The sequence below is a fragment of the Neobacillus sp. SAB-20_R2A genome, assembly GCF_049568635.1.
GTDB classification, from domain to species: Bacteria; Bacillota; Bacilli; order Bacillales; family Cytobacillaceae; genus Neobacillus; species Neobacillus citreus.
In genome coordinates this window covers 2044288-2063956 of record NZ_CP145895.1, presented here as the reverse complement: position 1 = coordinate 2063956, position 19669 = coordinate 2044288, and the positions used below count along the sequence as shown (strand labels likewise).

The window sequence follows — 19669 nt, the reverse complement described above, 5'->3', positions numbered from 1 at the left end:
ATTTATGGAAAGGGGAAAAAAATAAGGAAAAGAATACCCCCAAAACCGGAATGGAGAGGTGGGACTACAGAAGATAATCTTGAATGGTTAGATTGGCTTGCTTACAGAGCCGAGGAATATATAATTGAAAAGCAAAGACACAGTGGTAAAGGGAAAATCTTCTTGAAATTAATGATAACAGAAATAATTTATTCAACTGCCGATGAAACATATTATGTTACTCAACGTCGATCTAAATACTTTTCCATATATAATTCTGAGTCTGTAGAAGAAACCAGAAAATTATTAACAAGAGATGGATGGAATTATGCTGGGAAATTAGAAAAATGGGATTTTTCATTATTCGATACCTGGGAACGTGAGAATGAGCTAATTGCACTTTGGGAAGAGAAATTAAATAGTAGATACTATGAATAACTTACTGTTTAAGAGAAAATATATTAATTTAATAGACAAAATGGAATATTGTATATTTTTTATTCAAAAAACAATTCTTTTTTCTTATTCATATTGGAAAGTATAATGTTATCAATTTTTAAATTATGGAGAAAGAGAGCGTGAAATATATGGAGTTGAGAAAGAAAAATCCTGAGATTGGTAAATCTTTATTACCTTTTATTAAACCGTCTTCTAGCTACTATGTCTGGGAATTGGATAGGATAGAAGAATGGTATACATCCCGGCCTGGAGTTTATGTGTTTTGGGATTGGGAAACTGCACAGAGAAATGATTTCAATGATAGGTTTAAAGTGGATTACCTACAATTACCCTTATATATTGGCAAGACTGATAATCTAGCGAATCGTATCATTAAACATATTAAAGGCGAAACTCATACTAAGGCATTTGCTCCCTATTTTTATTATGTAGATATTTATGATTTCCAAGAGATTGTTGATAATTGCGATGCTGGTGTTAAGGAACGTGGAATAGAATATGCTAGGCTTAATACTACAATAAAAAATAATCAATTAACACCTATAGCATTAACTGACCTTTACGAAATTTATTATATAATGAGAAGAATTCCTATATTTAATAAGGATGCAAATCGGTTTGCTTCCGAGAATTTACACGAAATCCTTCTTAAAAAAAATCGTCAACTTTATTTGCACAGAAGGTTTTGGTCACAATATGAAGCTACTAATGTTCAAAAAAAAATCAGAATAAACATTGGTTCACCTGATTCAGTTGAAAACTTTTTTATAAATAACAAAATTAATTTAGAATTTTGGTCAAAACCAAATGATTTTGCTAAAAAACTTTCAGCAAAATGGTCTATAAAAGACAAGTCTAAGAGGAAGTATTTAATTAGCTACATAAAACAATATAAAAAAGAAAAACAATTTCCTAAACAACTAATAACAAAAGGAAAAGGAAATACTTTTAGTATTTCATTGGAATCTATATTATTTTATGATTTTATTGAGCCGAAGGACAAATTCGAAAATGAGTATAAGTTATACATAAGTAAGTAATAGAACCTTATCTACATACGACTTAGAAAAAAATGAAGTATATCCAAACATTATGCAGCTACAACGTCGAACTTCCCTTACGCAAGAAAAAGAGGATTTCCGTTCAGAAGAAGAATATATTGCTCAAATCATCCAATGGTTGAAGAAACAAAAACAGGCTTAAACGTCTGTTTTTTTTAATATTTTTCAAAAAAGTTATTAGATGTATTATATAATTTGGCCAGTACTGTATAACTTCGCAAAACTTGTAAGCGATTTAATCAACTTTAGTAGAAAAGGTTGGTATCAGTTCTTTAAATTTAAAACAAAATTGGATTATCCAAGTCTAATATTTCGGATTATCTGATAAGGAAAGTCAATTTAAGGAAGGAAGAAAGGAATCTCAAGGCTCTGTGACAGACAATGAGGTATATAAACTATAAAAATTAAGGAGTATGACCTTCATAAACAAATCGCAACACAATTCAAATTACAGAAAGGAATTTAAATATACTTTAAAACGTAATATAACAAAGTTTCATTAAGGTCCAAAAACGGTACACTGAATACGGAACACAAGTAGAAACAACTTATAACTTTAAGGGAGTGATGTGTAGATAAATTTAAGTAACAAACTGCTGGCAGCGTATAAAAAAAGTTCCTCAAGAAATCCCGGAAGAGGTACGAGGACACGGTAAAAAGCAGCAAGCAATACAGATAAAAAAACTCATTGGAGGAGTATTAATGTTAATTTTATCATTTAAGCAAATGTAGGGTGTCTAAATAGTCGTCTATAGTCGTAGTGTTGATTTTTTGGGTTAACAGCCCGCTGTACCGAGGCTTAACTCCGGAGGTTGGAGAAAGCGATACACAAGGTCTCTAAATAATAGTGTAGCGGTCTAACGTTGCTTATGAGCGATGTGAACTTGGGAAACCAAGAGATGGGCAAGGTGTAATGGAGGCACTGGCTCGCGTGGGTATAACCTGCGTCCGTAACTATGTGAATGCCGATGAAAGGGAATGTTCTAATGAGATATGGATTACGATCTATATTTGATTAGAGCGTATCTGAACATTTGTAAGATACGTTCGCTTAGTCAAAGCACTAGACTTTGGGTTATACGCTTAGGCCACGGATGTTCTGGAACTTATTATTTTTTGAGATTGGTTTCGGCTGAATGCTGAAAGCATCGAGAAAAATGATGAATGGAAGAGCAGCTGTGCTGTGTGCAGTTTCTCTCAAGGGATTGATTGAGGAAATTGAATCAACGATGCGATGTATCGCAGAGATGATGAAATTTACGAAAACAAGACCTTAGAGGGAAACTGCACAAAATACATTGATTTTTGCTGCAAAAATTTCTACCACTAACCCAGATCTCCATCGCTTACTGACTGTTAATGCAGGATCGGAAGACGAAAGCGAAACATTTCGTCCTTCCGGACGGCATTTACAGTCAGTTAGCGTACCGCGATTTTGGATTTCGGCCCATTTTTAAGGAAAGGATGTGAAAAAAATGGGAAGAGGAAAAAGAAACATAAAGCAACCCCCTCTATTAAAAAACAAAATTCAAAACCAAAAGTGAAAAAGACAATTTTGGATATTGCATTAGAAAATGTAGAATCTGTATTTCGTGAAGCTGAGAAAGCTGGACTTGCTGTAAAAAAGGCAAAAATGCGTAAAAGCACATATGACTCGTATCAAAAATCAATGATTACAATGCTGGATGATCTGGCCAAAATGAAAGGTCCGGATTTCAAAAGATTATTACCAAGATATATGAACGGGAAACCTGGAATAAATACTTTGAACACTTAATTGATCGCTACGAACGTGGAACGCTCTCGGCAGGACAAATCCAACGCAGGGTGCACGCATTGGAAGCTTTTCGGCATTTCATCAATAACACCGATGTTTGTGGAAAAAGAATAAAGACTTACGTAGATGGAAAAGAAGTATGGATAAAAGAAAAGAAAATAAGAGTTGGAAATAAAGAAGGAAGATTGGAATACTTGAAGTTTAATGGTGTGGTTCGTAGTAAAGATGAAATTACAGCTGCTAAACCCACTCAATCAGAGATTGATTTAGTTCAGTTTCATATGAATACTTCAACAAAAAATGGCCAAATTTCATTAATCATCAGTCAATTACAAAATGAGTGTGGTGGAAGAATCAAATCGTTATTCAAATTAGAGGTTAGAGACGTTAATTTCGATAAAAAAACCATCACATTTCGTAATTACAAAAATAATTTCACTCGGACGGTTCCAATGACGAAAGAAGCTGAGAGAATCCTTTCTAATGCCTGTGCCGGTAAAAAGTCGGGCTCCCCTGTTTTTACTCTTCAATATAAAAATGGTGACGATATGACCATCAAAGATTCCGTCAAAACAGTACAACGATACACAATCAATGCAGCTAAAGCAGCTGGAATCAACAGAGAAGACCGCCGTTTCACTACTCACTCCAACAGAAAATTCTACGCCCAAGAACTTTATAATCAAACTCGTTATATGAGTAAATCTCAGTTAAAAAAAGCTATTGGTGATTATGTAAGACTCCAAGGATCAAATCAAGATATCATTGTTGAACGAATGAAGAAAGAATTGGACCGGATCAACACCTATAGGAAGATGAATGGATTAAAAAAAAAGCCGTTTTCTCACGAACAAATTAGAAGACTATATGTTTCTCTTAACCTCGGGCATTCCCGCATAGATGTAGTAGGTCGACACTATATAATCGTTGATAAACCACGTCCAACAAATAAAAAATAGGCTTATTTCGAACATATTTATAGAGGAGATAAACTCTCAAAATTTACAACCTTTCAGAACAATCAGTTGGAGCGACTTAATAGATGGTGTCCACAGAACAAAAAGCATATGCGTTTTGTTGTTGTATTCCCGTTATTACAGGAGGATTGTATCCACTAACATTTTTTGAGTCTTGTTTAATAAAATAGGTTACAATGATTGATGACTAAAAAACAACCAGAAGCATTCTGGTTGTTTTTAAGCAAAATACATTTGTTTTTCAGTTCAATTTACAAATCCAACTTAAAATAATTGATAATCTTTGCAAAATTGGACAGTTCTCACACTATATTCTCCATATACATTTACAAAACGTTTTGCATTATTTAAGTTCACATCTGTTAAATTTATATTACGCTTTTCTATTTTTGAAATTAGTAATTCTAAAAAATATTTTAAAGTATCACTGCTACTATAACCATTTCGTATTTCATAAAATACCGGTAAGAAAGGTTCTAAATTCAAATTATCTTGTAATATATTTAAGACTTTGAAAGTACCTTGTATTTTATAAACACATTCATCTATATTTCTAAAATTTTCAATACAAATGTTAATATAGTCAGGATTTTCTATTAAAAACTCCACAATGTACCCTGTTAATTGATGCATTAGAATCAGTTCTTGATCAACTGAAAATTTATCAGACTCAAATGAATCTAATAATCCGATGAAATTAGACTTGTTCTTATCAGATTTAACTTTATGATAAACTAAATTTAATAAGTCCTTTCGGATAATATTTAGAAATGCTAATGGGGAATTGTACTTTATGCCGAAGTCAAAGGGATGTAACAGGTTTGATGTTATCATTAATATTTTATTTAATTCCTCTATATTGAAAATTGAAGCATCCATATTTACATATAAGTCTTTAATAATATCAACCCAGAATATATATTCATCATCATATAATGTTGTTTCTGATAACAATGTATATAAATTCCTTAAATCTATATCAGAAGTAATATGCAATACTGTTGTTGACCTTTGGAAAAGAGGTATCCAATTTTTATTTATTTGATTGGAAAAAGCAGAAGACCAAATTATTGGTAAAGTATTATTGGGTACATTGTAAAAGAATACAATTGTTTCCCCAATATCCCCAAAACCCAAATGTTTACTCTCTCCCCTAAACTTGTATAGGTTTCTCCCATATTTTTCATTGAAATTTATAAACTCATCATCATCATCGAAATAGCTTCTTTCTCTTACTTGAGGAGAAATAAATAAAATATTCCCACAACTATTATTTATATTCTCTCTAGCCTCCATAGTTGAAACAAGTGAAACAAAAGATAAAATAGGTGCTGCTTCTTTTGAGTCCTTAATATCCTCTATATACTCAAGAATGTTTTGAACAGTAATATTAGTTAAAAACTGATTGCCAGTACCAGTAAAGTCATCTAAAAATACAATATTTTTGTATCGTATAATATCTTCTTTTGAAATAAAATCTTGATACTTAATAAGTTTTGGTGGAATTCCATTTGCAGTTCGAAATAGATACCCTATCATCTGCCCACTCTTACCTGATGTTCCGAGAGGAATAAAAAGTGTTTCATTAATCTTAGCTTTAGTTTTCACCTGCCATTCTAAAAAGGCAATTTTACATAAATTTTTAACAGTTTCATTATCATAATATTGAATTTTTGAAAAGATATTGCTTGCTACATCAAGGTCTTCAGGGTCAAATTGGTTAAACCACTCCCGTACCTTTTCCTTTCCTAATAATCCTATTAAATCACTAGGAAAAGTTAAGTTAAACGTAAATTTAAAAAAATTACTATGATCTCTTTTAGCTTTATTATCTTCTAAATTTAGAAGAGGCTCAATGTCCTTATAATTAAACAAACACCATTCAACTCCATATAATTTATTACTTATACATCTAATAAAAGTCCTAAGATTTTTCCTCGTAACTTAAGGACATTTCTTCACATTTTTACCGTTTAAAGTAGATTTATTTTATTAATTAAAATCTTGTTTACTTGGATTTGTGTATAACAAAGTTGTATGTATGTTACTTTGACCGGCTTGATTAGCAACTTCGTGAACGGATAAACCACTCATTATATCGAGCGAACAAAATGCCCGTATGTTCTAATAACAAAAAGCCACCAGGATGGTAGCTAAAATACTTTTGTGTAATTACAATTGATACACTATGATGTATATCTAAAACCAAAGAATCTTTCCTTATTATCCTCAGATCGCATTAATTTCGCTATTACACATTCATTTTTATAGAGTTCTGTAATTGCAGCATCTTCCAACTCGTCAACGTTTACTGTGATGAAGTACTGCCCCTTAGACATTTGTTTTAGCACTTTATCAACGTATTTTAAAAGACGATATTTTGCAAATCTATCCGGCTTTGAGTATGAGCCATCGTGGATTAAAAAGGTAATGTTTTCTCTGTTATTAAGCCCACCAATAAACCAAGTCAAATCAAACATATTAATTTTCATATGTAATCTTCCGTGAGATTTTTCATCATCAATTCTACAATTTATTTTGATTCGGCCTGTTGTATCATTTATTCCCGTATTGTTGTTTAATTCAATATCTAGAATACCATTTTCGTCATAAACCTCTAACACTAGACTGTTAAATAAATCTTTAAGTTCCGTTACGGAATTCTCATATGTCTTAAATATATCAAGCTTTATGTCTATTTGCTTTAAAATCTCCTGCTTAACTCTGTTAATATCAGCCGTCACATTTGTTTTTTCCTGGTACATATTGATTTTTACTCTAATCTGGGCTAACTCTTCAAATTTTAAACTTTTATCATTTGTTACCTTCGTTAAATCTGTAATAAGATCTGTGTTTTTTAATGATTCGGTGTAGTTTTGAAGTTTTATAGTTAATTCATCAAGTTTCTTCTGCTTTTGTTTGATTTCATAATCAACTTCATTAATTTTATGATTAAAATACTTTCCCCTACTATCAACCATAAAGTAATAAAATTGAAAGATATCATCTTGATTCTTTTTAACCTTATCAGGAAAGAAACCAATTAACTGCTCATAAAAAGGTTGAATATCATTTATTTGCTTAATTTCCTTTAATTTAGCTTCAAGGTCATTAATATTGTTTTGGTATTGGTTTTTTACGTGCTTTAATTCAAATATAGAATTCCGTAACTCATTGTATTGAGCCTTATAGATCTGATATTCTTCTGCATCCTTTTCAAATTTCTTTGAAATTTTTATTTGTTTAATAATATCATCTAATTCTTTTATTTCCTTGTTCAATTTCTTCTCTCGTAACTTTAAATCACTAATTTCATTTTTTAAGGACTTTATGATACTTAACTTTTGATTATACTCTTTCTGCTGCTTTTTATATTTTGCAATTTCCTTTTCGAAATCATAAGGTAAATTGAATAAGAAAGCCAAATACATAGCTTCATTCATCGCATTCCTGTTTGGAAGCCCAATATTAGTAAAGCCCTCCTTTTCATCTCTAATAATGTACTCACGAAGAGCTGAAAAAGATGGCTCATCAGAGGTTAATCCGAGTAATACTTCATTTATATATTTTTTAAAATCACCGTCTTCCTTATCTATCCAATCTCTCAAATCATACGAGACGGTTGTTGCATTCAAATAGTATCCTTTGTCAGGTTGATTAATAAGCCTGCCAAGGAAAATATTTTGATTATCAGAAAATACTTCAAGAACTAATAAAATATCTTTTTCTGTTAGACTGGGTTTACCAATAAAATCATCAGGGCAAGCCCCCCCTAACAAAAAGTTCATTGCTTCAACCATTGTGGACTTACCAACACCATTAGCCTCTTTACCTTCTTCCTTTTTTTCACCCAAAATAACATTTAGACCACATTGATTAAAAATATATTCCTTTAATATCTCTTTTGATTGATAGCTATAAATAAGCAACCTTTTAAGAATCATTTTTCTTCTTCCTCATAACTAAATTGTTTTGTATAGAAATTACATCGAGCGAATATAAAAATGTTAATGAAAGGTAAAGTACTCGCTCAATATTTAAATTCAGGACCAGGTTTTGTTTTTGTGCAAATTCTAAAAACAACTGATCTACGTGCTTTTTCTTGTTTAGGAGCTCATATAATATCTTAGAAGTGACTAATACATTCTCCTCGATTGTCTGATGCTTTGATAAAAGAAAAAAATTCATTGATTAATAACAGTCCTTTGCCTTTTATCTTCATTAAAAATATCACACTCACATATACTCCAAAAAATCAATATTCGAATATACGATTTCAGCCTTTCTTCCGAGTAATTGACCTGGCCCCTGTATTTATTAAATAGATTATTAATCATATGATGGAGAATTAAATCTCCATTTTCGTAAATATAAAGCACGTTTAGATACTCAGATACAATCAAATCCGGAATAATAAAGCGTTTATCAAAACTAAAAAAGGAAGTTGTACCTAAAATTTTATTTATTATTGGAAAGTATACTGAACATCTGTCAAATTGACGTCCCAATGTAGAAGAGCAAAGCATATTAACAAACTTTTCGGTAATATCTTTTGGAATAAATTCTTCGTTGATGCCTGTTTCTTTATTAACAATTGTATGAAATTCAATCAAAAACATTCTGAACTCATCTTCATCAATGGCTAGTGGAGAATCTTCAATTATTATTTCAGTCTTTTTTTTTAACCGATGAATATCAAATTTATAACTTCCATCAACAACTAATCTTCCTACGGAGTTATTCTGATGCCAGTATTCACCACGCTTATTCCAGCTATGGTAAATAACTTCTCCGCTTGCTGCGTCGGTATCAATTGTTCCAGTAATGAAAATTGGATCCGCATAGTCATCAACAAACATTGAACCAGAAGTAAACATATAGGTATTATTATAATTATCATTCTCATTGTGATATGCAGCTTTATGAACGTGACCATTTAAATATAAATCAATATTGCTATCAGAAAACCTATTTAGCAAGCTATCTTTTTCGTCCTTATGAATACAATTAATGGTATGATGCCCAATTGCAATATTTACAGAATTGTCATTCGGGAGTTGTTTTAATGCATCGTACAATTTATTTAACCCAACGAGAATCTTCCCTTCTACCCCCGAAGTTCCCGCAATCAAGCAAGTATTTATATGAACAACATTAAACCCCTCACGCTTTTTCACAAAATGTAAAGCATCCATTGGGTAATCTTCACCCATATATTTTTTATAAAAGTTAAAAAAAGGCTCCTGACCCGAAAGTAAAGATTGATATGTATCAACGTCCAAGCCGTTAACTTCATCTTTTGCATTTGTGGCACTCAAAATTTGATTAGTCAATCTGTCATTCATTGAACTTCTTCTTATATCGTGATTACCAGGAATGATAAATATGTTTTTTTTATTAATTTCTATAGTTGTTACAACGGAATTTAGAAACGACTCAACCTCTTCCCCATAACTACTTCCTTGGTGGGCTATATCTCCTGTTATAAACAATATGTCAATATCATTTTTCTTTTCATTGAGGTACTTTAGTAATTGATCTCTCATTACGTTTGTTTCATAACTACTATATAAATAATGGATATCCGATATATGTGCCCATTTAAGTTTCATTCTTTATCCCTCATTATATCTTTTTTCACTCGTTATAATTCGACAAATATCCCAATAATTCCTTTATTTAGGAACAAGAATCTAACTTGAATATGAAAAACTATTTCCTTTTTTCCTCAAAGTTGTATTTAGCAAATAAAAATGGCTTTTATTGCAGTATGTTTTTTGAATGTAAAAAGCAGAGAATATGCAAGATACGAATAATAAGTTGCATATTTTCTGCTTATTTAAAAATCAGGGATATTGAACACATAAAGCTATTGTTATTGCACTTCTGTCGTTCAAATGTAAATGTTCTCTTTATCAAAAATGAGTTCGATTGGCTGATTATATAGTTTGTTGACTGTATTAATTTTTTCAACAAAAGGTCGGCGTAATCGTTCTGCTTGTCTTTAAATTGTTCCATAGTCCGCTCTGTTCTCTCTGAAACTTTCTTTTCTAGTTTTTTGTTAATAAAAATAAAGGGCACGCCCCATAATACTTTGCTAATGTCTCGTTCCTTTATTAAATTATCGCCTAGATCTCCGCTCAAGCTTGTCAATCCCTTTAACCCTTTGGACTGTATTGAGGATTGAGAATAACCTTCAACTTTGTCATAGCACATAGTGAAGAGTTCTAAAAAAATAGAAGGTTATTCACTTAAAAGGGATTTCCAACAATTAGTACAAGTATCTTTCATTTTATTCTCCTCCATAAAAATAATAGAACATTTGTTCCAAATATACATTCCATTATATAAATCCAAAATGCTCCAGTAAAGATTGTTTAAGAGATTAATACAGGATATTCTTTAAGTAGGGATTATTATTCTCTTCCTCGTGAAGCGTATAGAACTTCTTGTGGGTGCTACAAGAAGTTTTTTTGCTGTAACCCATAGAATAGTTTTGAAATCAAAGAAAGGTGATTTTATCTAGAGATACAATAAAAAAGGGACCACCCTTTTCTCTCACTCCCATAATATGTCCATTTTATTTTTTAGTTTGTCTATTATCCCTGCTTTCGCGTTTGTTAAGGCATCGGGTCCTTGTAGTTTTATAACCCTATCATCATATATAAGGGCTGCTTTAAGTAAATTTGCAAATGTTCCTATAGGAACCCGTTTTTTTATTTTTGGATCATACACAAATACTCTATATCTTGTATCCCCATTCTTTAAAACGTAATCCCAAGCTCCAATAGCACCCGTTTTATTTCTAATCGCGGCTTTATTAGCCGCGGCACGGCTATTACAAGTTTTATGGCTAAACGCTATATTTTCCGGATCAAAAAATGCTTGGTAAGGATTAAGGGCTTCTCGCCAATCTTCAATATGATCAAGGCTGAACTCTTCCCTAGAAACAATCTCTTTGTTGCAACGATAGCAATTCAAAGTACCCCCATTTAATAAACGGGCTAAATAAAAAATAAAATTTCTACGAATAAGTATTCTAGAATAAGAATCGCTTACTCCTAACTGTGGAAACACCCGATCACTACGTTTTGGGAATTTTTTTAGCAAATCAACATTAAACATTGAATTGTCCCTTAACATTCTATGAGTAACAGCACGCTTGCCATATACAATAATCGCATTTGCATCTTGGGCTTCTCTCGCATCTTCCTCACTATAGAAATCAGCAATAAACTTCCAGTTTCCATCGATGCTGATTCGAGCACGAAATGGTTTTGTTTTGTTTGTTGTTGTAATAACTCCTTTTCTTTCAACTGCGTATCTAGTACGGCTACTTCTGGAATTACACCCTGGATGACTTAAGAAAACATTATCTAAATCAAAGAAAAGTTCTTTTGCGTTTATTCTACCATCCCAATCCTCTATATGATCTAATTCAAGGTCTTTGTGTGAATGGATTCTTGCTTCTTCTACTGATTTCCCATTTTCTAAGCATCTAAAGCAATAATCAATCATACTGTCCTGAACTAATCTAAATAAAACAATAGGTTCTAACCTATAGTGTGCAGTAGACTTTTTCATTCCTAATTTCTCCAAATACTTCTTATCATTGTTAGTCATTACATTCAAACTCCTTTTATTTTATTCGTCCAAAGTTTAAGTACTTCTTTCCCTTACGTTTATATAACATCTCCATCTAAACTCTTATTATTCAAGATTATTTTTTTATGATTTTTTCAATATATTTTTTTTCATAGAAAAATATAAAGAGGGATATTTTTTTAGGAAAAAAAAATAAAAAGGAATACTGATTTTCATATAAGTCAAAAAACTTTTAGGTATAACTCCTAAAAAAATTCACCTGTAATGTTAGGTACCCCTAAGTTTTTCTTGAAAATATAAAAAAGGAGTTGCTAAACGGATAAACAACTCCTCAATTTGCTTCAATAAATTTTTAAACCTTTTCGATAAATCCGTAGCATTCAAAAGTTTTTTATGTACATTCACAACCTTTTTACCGTTTGTTATTTGAATTGCTGTTTTTTCCTATACTAATTTGACCTACCAATATCCGTTTCGTTCCATTTCATCCCTAATAGTTGATCACGCTTTTCCAACATATTCTAGGACGTATACATATAATCCTTAATGGATACTATATAACTTCCAAATAAGTACCTTCATTGCAGGTCGTGCATACTCCCAACTTACATCTAAGCAAAAGGATATGTTCTTTTCCAACCCTTCTTTATCCCTTCGTTATATATGCCGCGTATAAAAAAGATTTATTTCCGCCTCTTTTCGTATTTGTTCTCTTTAAAGAGTATTTTAGAGGTTGTTTATCTTTTATATAATCCTCGCTAATATCCTCTATATCTTCCAACAAGATTAATTCATCATATAATGTTATCCAGCATTTCCTCCAATTTATTATGGAAACCTTGGAGTTCAGTTTAGATTATTTTCGGAGACAGTTATTTTTAAAGTATAAAATCCTTCAAAATAAAGAAGCACCCCACCCCTTTTTCAGTTAGTTAAGGAGGTAGATTTAGAATAAGCTTTTTATCCGTAAAACTTTCACTACTATTACACCTTTAATTTTCTGAATAATTTTAATAGGGGAAAATATCTCTACCTATTGAAAATATGAAAATCTAAAAAATATAATGTGTGCGAATTAAATAAGTTAATCAAATAAATTACATTAAAGTAAAAAGAAAAAAGGTGAAAAAACAATGTATAAAAATTTTGAAGAATATCCCCTAGTGCTTACAGCAAGCGACATATCTGAAATTTTAAGGGTATCAAAGCCTACAGCCTATGAATTAATGGAACAAGAGTCCTTTCCGTTAATTAAAATAGGGCGAAGCAAGCGAGTATTAAAAGATGAGTTTATTGAATGGATGACAACTCGGCAAAATAGTTAAATTAGTTTAAAGAGTATTAATGATTTTTTTATAAACAGTTTTAAAATGATCAATCATTTTTTTAACAAGACTTCAAAGAGATTAGGGGAAAAATAATATGAAAAAAATTGTAGAATTACCGGAGGTATTAGAAGTAAAGGATATCCAAGGATTTCTTGGAATAGGCAGGAGCCAAGCTTATAAATTGGTAAAATCTGATTCTTTCCACGTTGTTAAAGTTGGAAAAAGAATTCTTATTCCAAAGAAATCATTCTTATGCTGGTTTGAAGGGAATTTACCGGCTTAGATTTAACTTAATTTTATAACTACTATAGGTGCATAACTGAAACACAAAGGTTATGACTTACCAAACAAAGAAAATTTAATTAACTTTTAGAGTTACCTAAACGATATTAAATTGAAAAAAGGCATCAGCATTTTATTACCAAAACATTAAAATTCGTATTAGAATATGGATAGGTGCAAAAATTGCTTGGTGTCCAGCTAATCAATGGAGGAGAAAAAAATGGCTGGCTACCCTAAAAAAGATGATAAAAGTGGAACATATTATTTTGTTTTAGAAAATGGAAAAGGAGTGGACGGGAAACGAAAGAGAATAGTAAGAAAAGGATTTAAAAAGCTTGGAGAAGCAAAGGAAGCGATGAAAAAGCTAATGCTTGAAATTAGTAATAGCGAAAACTTTGAAGAAAGTAATATGTCTTTAAGTGAGTACTTAATTTACTGGCTTGAAAACTATGCAGAAACCAACACAAAACCAAAAACGTTTGCAGAGTATGAAAAGATCATCAAAAAACATCTTCAACCATCTTTGGGCCACATTTTGCTATATAAATTAAAAAGCACTCAACTTCAATCCTATTATAAAGAAAAACTCGAGGGCTTATCAGCACAATCTGTATTACATCACCATCGACTCTTATCGAAAGCCTTAAATGATGCAGTTGATTGGGAGTTCATAAATAAAAACGTTGCAAAAGGGGCAAAACCCCCTAAACCGGTAAAATCTGAAATGAAAACTCTTAATGTTGAGCAACTTAACCTATTATTCAAGACAGCAAAAGGAAAATCACCAACTTATTTTCCAGTCATTTATGGTGCTGCCCACACCGGAATGCGTAAGAGTGAACTAATGGGGTTGAACTGGCAAAACGTTGATTTTACTTCTAATAAGCTTTATATTACCCAGACTATTACGGAAGCAAACGGAAAATACTTTTTCAATCCTATTCCAAAAGGGAAGAAACCAAGAGGTTTAAAATTAACAGCGGAACTTTCAAAGTTACTGAAAGAACTCAAAGATGAGTACGTTAATCTAAAAAAAGATCTTGGAAAAACATACAATCCTCATAATTTGGTCTTTTGCAACTCGAAAGGAAACATAATGGCTCCATCAGAAATTACCAGGGCACTTAAAAGAGTGTTAAAGGCAGCAGGCCTTCCGGATATTAGGTTTCACGATCTACGTCATTCTCACGCAAGCGTTTTGCTTTCGGCAAATATCCATCCAAAGATTGTTAGCGACCGCTTAGGACACTCCAAAATTGGGATAACACTGGATACCTATTCTCACCTAACAGATTCACTAGAAGGATTAGCAGTCGAATCGTTAGATGAATTGCTTGATTAAAGTGGGTGGCACCAAATATGTTATGGCACCTTTTGGGCACCCGACAATAAAAAAAGGCCGAGTGCCCACTGGTCTATGTACAAGAAAAATTCACCAGAACCCTTGGTATAATTAGTTTGGCGGGAATGCGTGGGAATCGAACCCACCAGACCTGGCACGCAGGTCTCAAGCAGTTTTGAAGACTGTGGAGGACACCAGTACCCCATCCATCCCCGTATTATAAGTAATCTTGTTTAATTACCTTGTTCGTAACACTATATTACATTGAAATATAGTATTAATCAATAAATTGAACCTCTTTGTCATTTTTTCGACAACTTTTTTAATAGAAGGAACTTTAACAAATACCTTATCAAATAGACTTTTCCATTATCGGCGTTTTAAGATAACTTGTCAATTCCCTTAAAAACCGACTATAATGAAGGTTGAATATAACGTTTATGTAGGTGAAATAACATGTTTCAACTTCAAGGTTGGTTTTTGTGGTTTATCCTTTTTTGGACATTTTTTTTAATAGGGTCATTTTCTATTGGTGGATATTTTATGTTTCGAAAGTTCTTAAAAAAGATGCCAAAAGAAGATGGGAAATCAGTTATGGATTGGGAGGAGCATTACGTTAATGAATCCCGACATTTATGGGGACCTGATGAAAAAGCTTTGCTTGAGGATTTAGTCAGCCCTGTTCCGGAATTATTCCGTGATGTAGCACGGCACAAAATTGCGGGGAAAATCGGCGAGATTGCCCTTAATGAAAAGGCTCCAAGGATAACTGAAGAATTGGTCATCCGCGGCTATATCCAAGCTACTCCTAAACGGGATCACAAGTTTTTACGGAAAAAGTTATTTGAGAATAAAATCGATGTTGCTCCATATGAGCATTTATTTTAGGCCGTTCTTAGGAACGGTTTTTTTGTTTTTATACGTAACCATTTCCGACCACATTTACCTTTTCAGACATGAAGAACCCTTCTACGAGGCCTTTTCTTCACACAATCATCCATTTCGGGTACGTAGAACTTTCCTACGTGACCTTTCCTTGGCTCCTTTACCCTTTTCGGGCACGTAGAACCTTTCTACGTAACCGTTCCTTCACACATTCATCCTTTTCAGGTGCCTAGAACTTTCCTAGGTGGCCCTTCCTTAGCACTTTCATCTTTTTAGGCCCGAAGACCGCTATTAAAATAGAAAAACACCGGCCCATAAAAGCCAGTGTTCCATAAACTACAACAATTTTATCCCATGCAACTCTTTATAAAGCTTCTTATAAGACCGATACATCGCAACACGCCACGGCACAATCATGCTAAATGCCAGCAGGAAGAACATGCCGCTTAATTGGCCGACATCAATCGTGCTGCTTAAGATGGATTTCAATACGATCCGAATCAATAACAGCCCGACTAATATAAATACAAACGCTTTTGACCTCTTCAAATATATATCATTGTCACGAATCTCGAACTTCGATGTTTTAATGAGGAATATTGAGAAAAACATCCCCACCACCACAGCTTCGAGTATTTCCATTGGCGTTAATCTGAATTGCGGAACTACATACATTAATGCCCCACTCGACATAAATACTGGCGGTAAGATAATCTTTTTTACACTGGTTGGCTTTGCGGCTGCTTTCATCCGTACAAAAAATGCTAAAGTGCCCATAAAAACGGCACCGATTGTTGAAATAAGAACGTAATTCATTGGATTCATTCCTTACCCTATAATTTACTTACCCATTATACTTCATATTTATGAAAATGGATAAAGATTTTTACTGTTATCCTCGTGGAAAAATTGAATGCACAAGGAAACCAATACAAAAAAAGGAAACCATTTTTCGAATAAACGAAAATGGTTTTAAAAAGTCTTAGAATCCAGTAAATCCGCCAAACAATGGAGAAAGAAATTGAATAATTTTTGTCATCCAGTCAAAGAACAGCATAATTCCCATGACAATCATGATATAGCCGCCTATTTTCATAATTTTAACGCTGTGTTTCTTGATCCAATTCATCCGGCCGACAAAGAATGATAAAATGAAGAACGGAATCGCAAAGCCAAGCGAATAGGCTGTCATGTATAAAACGCCTGAGCCTGGATTGGACGCGGCAAGCAGAATAACCGATGAGAGAATCGGACCAGTACAAGGAGTCCACCCTGCTGCGAACGCCATCCCAATTAAAATCGAGCCAATATAACCGGATGGACGGTTTTTAAATTCAAACCGGCGGTCCCTCATCAAAAATTCGGGATTTAAAATGCCGACAATGACTAATCCGAAGAAAACGATAAATATGGCGCCTAGCTGCCGGATTAAATCCTTGTATTCCTGAAAGAAGCTGCCAACGAATGATGTACCAAAACCAATCGCAATAAAAATAACGGAAAAACCAATCAGGAAAAACAATGTATGTAAAAGGCTCCGTTTCGTCAGCATCGCATTTTCGCTTTTTAATTCACCCACTGACATCCCCGTAATATACGATAAGAACGCAGGATAAAGCGGTAAGCAGCATGGAGAAATAAAGCTTAAAAAACCTGCCCCCAGCGCTAAAAGTAAATTTACATCTGCCATATTAACACTCCTACCATAGTCGATACCCTTTCATTCTAACAAAACTTAAGGCTAAAAGATAATGATTATCATGAATATTTTGTGTCTATCATTGAACTAAGCAAATATCGCCATTATAGATGGATATTTATTTACAAATTATCTTTGAAATAATTTACAACTTAGGTTATACTAGTAAAACAGTTTCCATTTAATAGATTAGATGTCAGACCTTTAAGTAAAATTTTGGGATCTTTCCAGAAAGGAAATCAGCCGTGGTTAAACAAGATATTGTTACTTTAATTGAAAAAAAACGTGCTGAACTTTATAAAGTTGCGACCAAAAACGGCTTAACCTCCTCCATTGCCATTCGCTACAGTCAGGAGCTTGACCTTTTAATAAATGAATACAATAGAGCATATATAACAAAAATCTCGTCATCGTTCGTTGCTCAATAACCATACAAACAAAGAAGCCTGGCAGCCCAGGCTTCTTTTATTTGTATCACTTCTAGTTGATGACATCCTCCATTTTTTCTTCCAACCCGTTTTGCAGCAGGAACATTTTATGATAGAGTCCCCTTTGCGCCAGAAGCTCCTGATGGTTCCCGCGCTCTACAATTTCGCCTTGATGCAGAACTAGGATTAAATCGGCATCCTGAATCGTTGAAAGACGGTGAGCAATCGCGATGGTAGTCCGGCCTTTACGCATTTTTGCAAGGGCCGTCTGGATCGCTTCCTCCGTCTCTGTATCAATATTGGCAGTCGCTTCGTCAAGAACCAAAACTTTCGGATTCGCCGCAATCGTTCTTGCAAAGGCAATTAACTGCCGCTGTCCACTTGAGAAAGTGGCGCCTCGCTCGACCACCTTATGCTGATAGCCATCCTCAAGCTTTTCAATAAACGTATTGGCCTGAACAAACCGGGCAGCTTCTTCAATTTGCTCGTCAGTCAAGTCGGTATTATGAAGACGAATATTATCCTTTACCGTCCCGTAAAACAAGAACGGATCCTGAAGGACAAGGCCTAGCTTCTTGCGTATCTCAACCTTTGAATAGTTGCGGATGGATTCCCCGTCGACTAAGATCTCGCCGCGGTCAAATTCGTAAAACCGCATCATTAGATTGATGATAGAGCTTTTCCCGCTTCCCGTATGCCCCACTAACGCAACCGTCTCACCTGGATTAGCAGCAAAGGAAATATTTTTTAAGACATCGCGTTTTCCGTCATAGGAAAAACTCACATTCTTAAATTCTACTTTTCCTTTTTCAATCTGGCTTGCACCTTCCTCTTTCTGGGCAGGTGCCAAACTGTCTTCATCGAGCAATTTAAATACCCGTGAGCCGGCCACTATCGCCTGCTGATATAATGACAGGCGCATCATCATCTGATTCACCGGTTCAAAGAAACGATCCAGATAATTGATAAAGGCGTATATGACACCAATTTTCACACTAGTATCTAAGGAAGTAATCCCAAAGTAACTTAACACGATGATTAAGGCAAAAATATAAATTAAATCAATAGCAGGCCTTAACAGCAGGCCGTCTATTTTAATATTTTTCATTCCCGCGTTATAGTGCTTTTCATTGATTTCTCCAAATTCATTTCGCAGGCGCTTCTCTTGCCGAAAGACCTGTATAATAGCCATACCCTGAAGTGATTCGCTCAATTTGGCATTCAACTGGCTGAGCCGCTCCCGCATATCCAAATAAAATCGCGAGCTCATCTTTCTGTATAGAGCCATGACAAAAATAAGAATCGGAATAATAATCACACACATCAAGGCTAGCTTCACGTTTAGGATGAACATCGCGATGAAAATACCCAAAAGCAAAAACCCGCTCTGAATAAAAGTTGCCAGCACCGTGACAAACATCTCTTTAATCGCTTCCGTATCATTGGTAACCCGTGAGACAATACTCCCCGCCGGTGTTTTATCAAAATACTTCAATCCCAATGCTTGCACTTTTGAAAAAACATCGATTCTGAGCTGCTGAATGATATATAACGCTATCTCCTGAAATTTTACCAATTGAAAAAATAAGAGAATCGCTTTCACGATCTGGATTCCCATATACAAAGAGCCAAGCAGCAATAATGGCTTAAACTCCAGATTCCCCGGTGTCAAATAATCGTCCAGGAAGATTTTGACGAGAATCGGCAGAACAATATCCCCCACTGTTGTTAACAGCAGCAGGACAAAGGCGAGCGTTATCGTCTTTTTATGTGGTTTTGTATAGGAAAGGAGACGGAATAAGACTGTTCTTTGTTCGCGTTCCGATAATTGAACTTTTTCTTCCATA

The 19669-nt window shown here is 33.7% G+C and carries 18 protein-coding genes, 1 tRNA gene and 1 pseudogene; 10 read left to right on the top strand and 10 right to left on the bottom strand.

The window, feature by feature from the left end; genetic code table 11:
• The first annotated feature begins 162 nt into the window (after positions 1-162).
• The 5 genes from V5M37_RS10270 to V5M37_RS10250 all read left to right on the top strand — a co-directional run bounded on the left by V5M37_RS10270 (position 163) and on the right by V5M37_RS10250 (position 4235).
• The gene (locus tag V5M37_RS10270) at positions 163-417 is read left to right on the top strand and encodes a hypothetical protein (RefSeq protein ID WP_423801821.1); all 255 of its coding nucleotides are present in this window, start codon (positions 163-165) and stop codon (positions 415-417) included.
• Between the two features lie 140 nt (positions 418-557).
• Positions 558-1478, top strand: coding sequence for a hypothetical protein (locus V5M37_RS10265; RefSeq protein ID WP_423801820.1), 921 nt, complete (start codon positions 558-560; stop codon positions 1476-1478).
• 1157 nt (positions 1479-2635) lie between these two features.
• Positions 2636-2776, top strand: coding sequence for a hypothetical protein (locus tag V5M37_RS10260; RefSeq protein ID WP_423801819.1), 141 nt, complete (start codon positions 2636-2638; stop codon positions 2774-2776).
• Between the two features lie 158 nt (positions 2777-2934).
• A complete protein-coding gene (locus V5M37_RS10255; protein WP_423801818.1) occupies positions 2935-3276 on the top strand; it encodes a hypothetical protein in 342 nt (113 codons plus the stop codon).
• Positions 3277-3335: 59 nt separating this feature from the next.
• The gene (locus tag V5M37_RS10250; RefSeq protein WP_423801817.1) at positions 3336-4235 is read left to right on the top strand and encodes a tyrosine-type recombinase/integrase; all 900 of its coding nucleotides are present in this window, start codon (positions 3336-3338) and stop codon (positions 4233-4235) included.
• Positions 4236-4517: 282 nt separating this feature from the next.
• On the opposite strand, the gene V5M37_RS10245 is transcribed toward V5M37_RS10250, so the two are convergent.
• The 6 genes and pseudogenes from V5M37_RS10245 to V5M37_RS10220 form a co-directional block, all read right to left on the bottom strand.
• Entirely contained in the window at positions 4518-6128 is a 1611-nt protein-coding gene (locus V5M37_RS10245; protein WP_423801816.1) for a phosphoribosyltransferase-like protein, read from the bottom strand.
• Between the two features lie 98 nt (positions 6129-6226).
• Positions 6227-6365, bottom strand: a pseudogene (locus V5M37_RS10240) (transposase); the annotation flags it as partial.
• A gap of 74 nt (positions 6366-6439) precedes the next feature.
• Positions 6440-8197: a DUF2326 domain-containing protein gene (locus tag V5M37_RS10235; RefSeq protein ID WP_423801815.1), complete on the bottom strand. Its 1758-nt coding sequence runs from the start codon at positions 8195-8197 to the stop codon at positions 6440-6442.
• Positions 8187-8441, bottom strand: a complete 255-nt coding sequence (locus V5M37_RS10230) for an ABC-three component system middle component 6 (RefSeq protein ID WP_423801814.1) — start codon at positions 8439-8441, stop codon at positions 8187-8189. Before V5M37_RS10230 ends, V5M37_RS10235 begins: the two co-directional genes overlap by 11 nt.
• Positions 8438-9865, bottom strand: coding sequence for a metallophosphoesterase family protein (locus V5M37_RS10225; RefSeq protein WP_423801813.1), 1428 nt, complete (start codon positions 9863-9865; stop codon positions 8438-8440). The genes V5M37_RS10230 and V5M37_RS10225 overlap by 4 nt, the downstream gene beginning before the upstream one ends.
• A gap of 946 nt (positions 9866-10811) precedes the next feature.
• On the bottom strand, positions 10812-11876 hold the full coding sequence (locus V5M37_RS10220) for a hypothetical protein (RefSeq protein WP_423801812.1): 1065 nt from the start codon (positions 11874-11876) through the stop codon (positions 10812-10814).
• A gap of 1115 nt (positions 11877-12991) precedes the next feature.
• Between V5M37_RS10220 and V5M37_RS10215 the strand changes: the two genes are divergently transcribed.
• From V5M37_RS10215 to V5M37_RS10205, 3 genes are all read left to right on the top strand, one after another.
• Positions 12992-13183: a helix-turn-helix domain-containing protein gene (locus V5M37_RS10215; protein ID WP_423801811.1), complete on the top strand. Its 192-nt coding sequence runs from the start codon at positions 12992-12994 to the stop codon at positions 13181-13183.
• Between the two features lie 97 nt (positions 13184-13280).
• The gene (locus tag V5M37_RS10210; RefSeq protein WP_423801810.1) at positions 13281-13469 is read left to right on the top strand and encodes a helix-turn-helix domain-containing protein; all 189 of its coding nucleotides are present in this window, start codon (positions 13281-13283) and stop codon (positions 13467-13469) included.
• A 204-nt stretch (positions 13470-13673) separates the two neighbouring features.
• A complete protein-coding gene (locus tag V5M37_RS10205; protein ID WP_423801809.1) occupies positions 13674-14810 on the top strand; it encodes a tyrosine-type recombinase/integrase in 1137 nt (378 codons plus the stop codon).
• 117 nt (positions 14811-14927) lie between these two features.
• Here V5M37_RS10205 and V5M37_RS10200 read toward each other — a convergent pair.
• Positions 14928-15024, bottom strand: a tRNA-Sec gene (locus V5M37_RS10200).
• Between the two features lie 242 nt (positions 15025-15266).
• Between V5M37_RS10200 and V5M37_RS10195 the strand changes: the two genes are divergently transcribed.
• Complete coding sequence (locus tag V5M37_RS10195) at positions 15267-15698, top strand: DUF2621 domain-containing protein (protein ID WP_213140657.1); 432 nt, start codon at positions 15267-15269, stop codon at positions 15696-15698.
• A 333-nt stretch (positions 15699-16031) separates the two neighbouring features.
• On the opposite strand, the gene V5M37_RS10190 is transcribed toward V5M37_RS10195, so the two are convergent.
• The gene (locus V5M37_RS10190; RefSeq protein WP_423801808.1) at positions 16032-16511 is read right to left on the bottom strand and encodes a CcdC family protein; all 480 of its coding nucleotides are present in this window, start codon (positions 16509-16511) and stop codon (positions 16032-16034) included.
• Between the two features lie 166 nt (positions 16512-16677).
• Positions 16678-17385, bottom strand: coding sequence for a cytochrome c biogenesis CcdA family protein (locus tag V5M37_RS10185; protein WP_423801807.1), 708 nt, complete (start codon positions 17383-17385; stop codon positions 16678-16680).
• 254 nt (positions 17386-17639) lie between these two features.
• Here V5M37_RS10185 and V5M37_RS10180 point away from each other — a divergent pair, with 254 nt between their 5' ends.
• The gene (locus V5M37_RS10180) at positions 17640-17822 is read left to right on the top strand and encodes a Spo0E family sporulation regulatory protein-aspartic acid phosphatase (protein WP_423801806.1); all 183 of its coding nucleotides are present in this window, start codon (positions 17640-17642) and stop codon (positions 17820-17822) included.
• A gap of 52 nt (positions 17823-17874) precedes the next feature.
• Here the strand turns inward: V5M37_RS10180 and V5M37_RS10175 are convergent, their stop codons facing one another.
• Positions 17875-19668 carry an ABC transporter ATP-binding protein gene (locus tag V5M37_RS10175; protein WP_423801805.1) on the bottom strand — a complete coding sequence of 598 codons (1794 nt, stop codon included), beginning with the start codon at positions 19666-19668 and terminating at the stop codon, positions 17875-17877.
• Position 19669 lies beyond the last annotated feature (1 nt).

Excerpts from the sequence above, each read along its gene's own strand:
- V5M37_RS10260 (WP_423801819.1), top strand. The coding sequence starts at position 2,636 with ATGCTGAAAGCATCGAGAAAAATGATGAATGGAAGAGCAGCTGTGCTG.
- V5M37_RS10235 (WP_423801815.1), bottom strand. The coding sequence starts at position 8,197 with ATGATTCTTAAAAGGTTGCTTATTTATAGCTATCAATCAAAAGAGATA.
- V5M37_RS10230 (WP_423801814.1), bottom strand. The coding sequence starts at position 8,441 with ATGAATTTTTTTCTTTTATCAAAGCATCAGACAATCGAGGAGAATGTA.
- V5M37_RS10225 (WP_423801813.1), bottom strand. The coding sequence starts at position 9,865 with ATGAAACTTAAATGGGCACATATATCGGATATCCATTATTTATATAGT.
- V5M37_RS10220 (WP_423801812.1), bottom strand. The coding sequence starts at position 11,876 with ATGACTAACAATGATAAGAAGTATTTGGAGAAATTAGGAATGAAAAAG.
- V5M37_RS10215 (WP_423801811.1), top strand. The coding sequence starts at position 12,992 with ATGTATAAAAATTTTGAAGAATATCCCCTAGTGCTTACAGCAAGCGAC.
- V5M37_RS10210 (WP_423801810.1), top strand. The coding sequence starts at position 13,281 with ATGAAAAAAATTGTAGAATTACCGGAGGTATTAGAAGTAAAGGATATC.
- V5M37_RS10205 (WP_423801809.1), top strand. The coding sequence starts at position 13,674 with ATGGAGGAGAAAAAAATGGCTGGCTACCCTAAAAAAGATGATAAAAGT.
- V5M37_RS10195 (WP_213140657.1), top strand. The coding sequence starts at position 15,267 with ATGTTTCAACTTCAAGGTTGGTTTTTGTGGTTTATCCTTTTTTGGACA.
- V5M37_RS10190 (WP_423801808.1), bottom strand. The coding sequence starts at position 16,511 with ATGAATTACGTTCTTATTTCAACAATCGGTGCCGTTTTTATGGGCACT.
- V5M37_RS10185 (WP_423801807.1), bottom strand. The coding sequence starts at position 17,385 with ATGGCAGATGTAAATTTACTTTTAGCGCTGGGGGCAGGTTTTTTAAGC.
- V5M37_RS10175 (WP_423801805.1), bottom strand. The coding sequence starts at position 19,668 with ATGGAAGAAAAAGTTCAATTATCGGAACGCGAACAAAGAACAGTCTTA.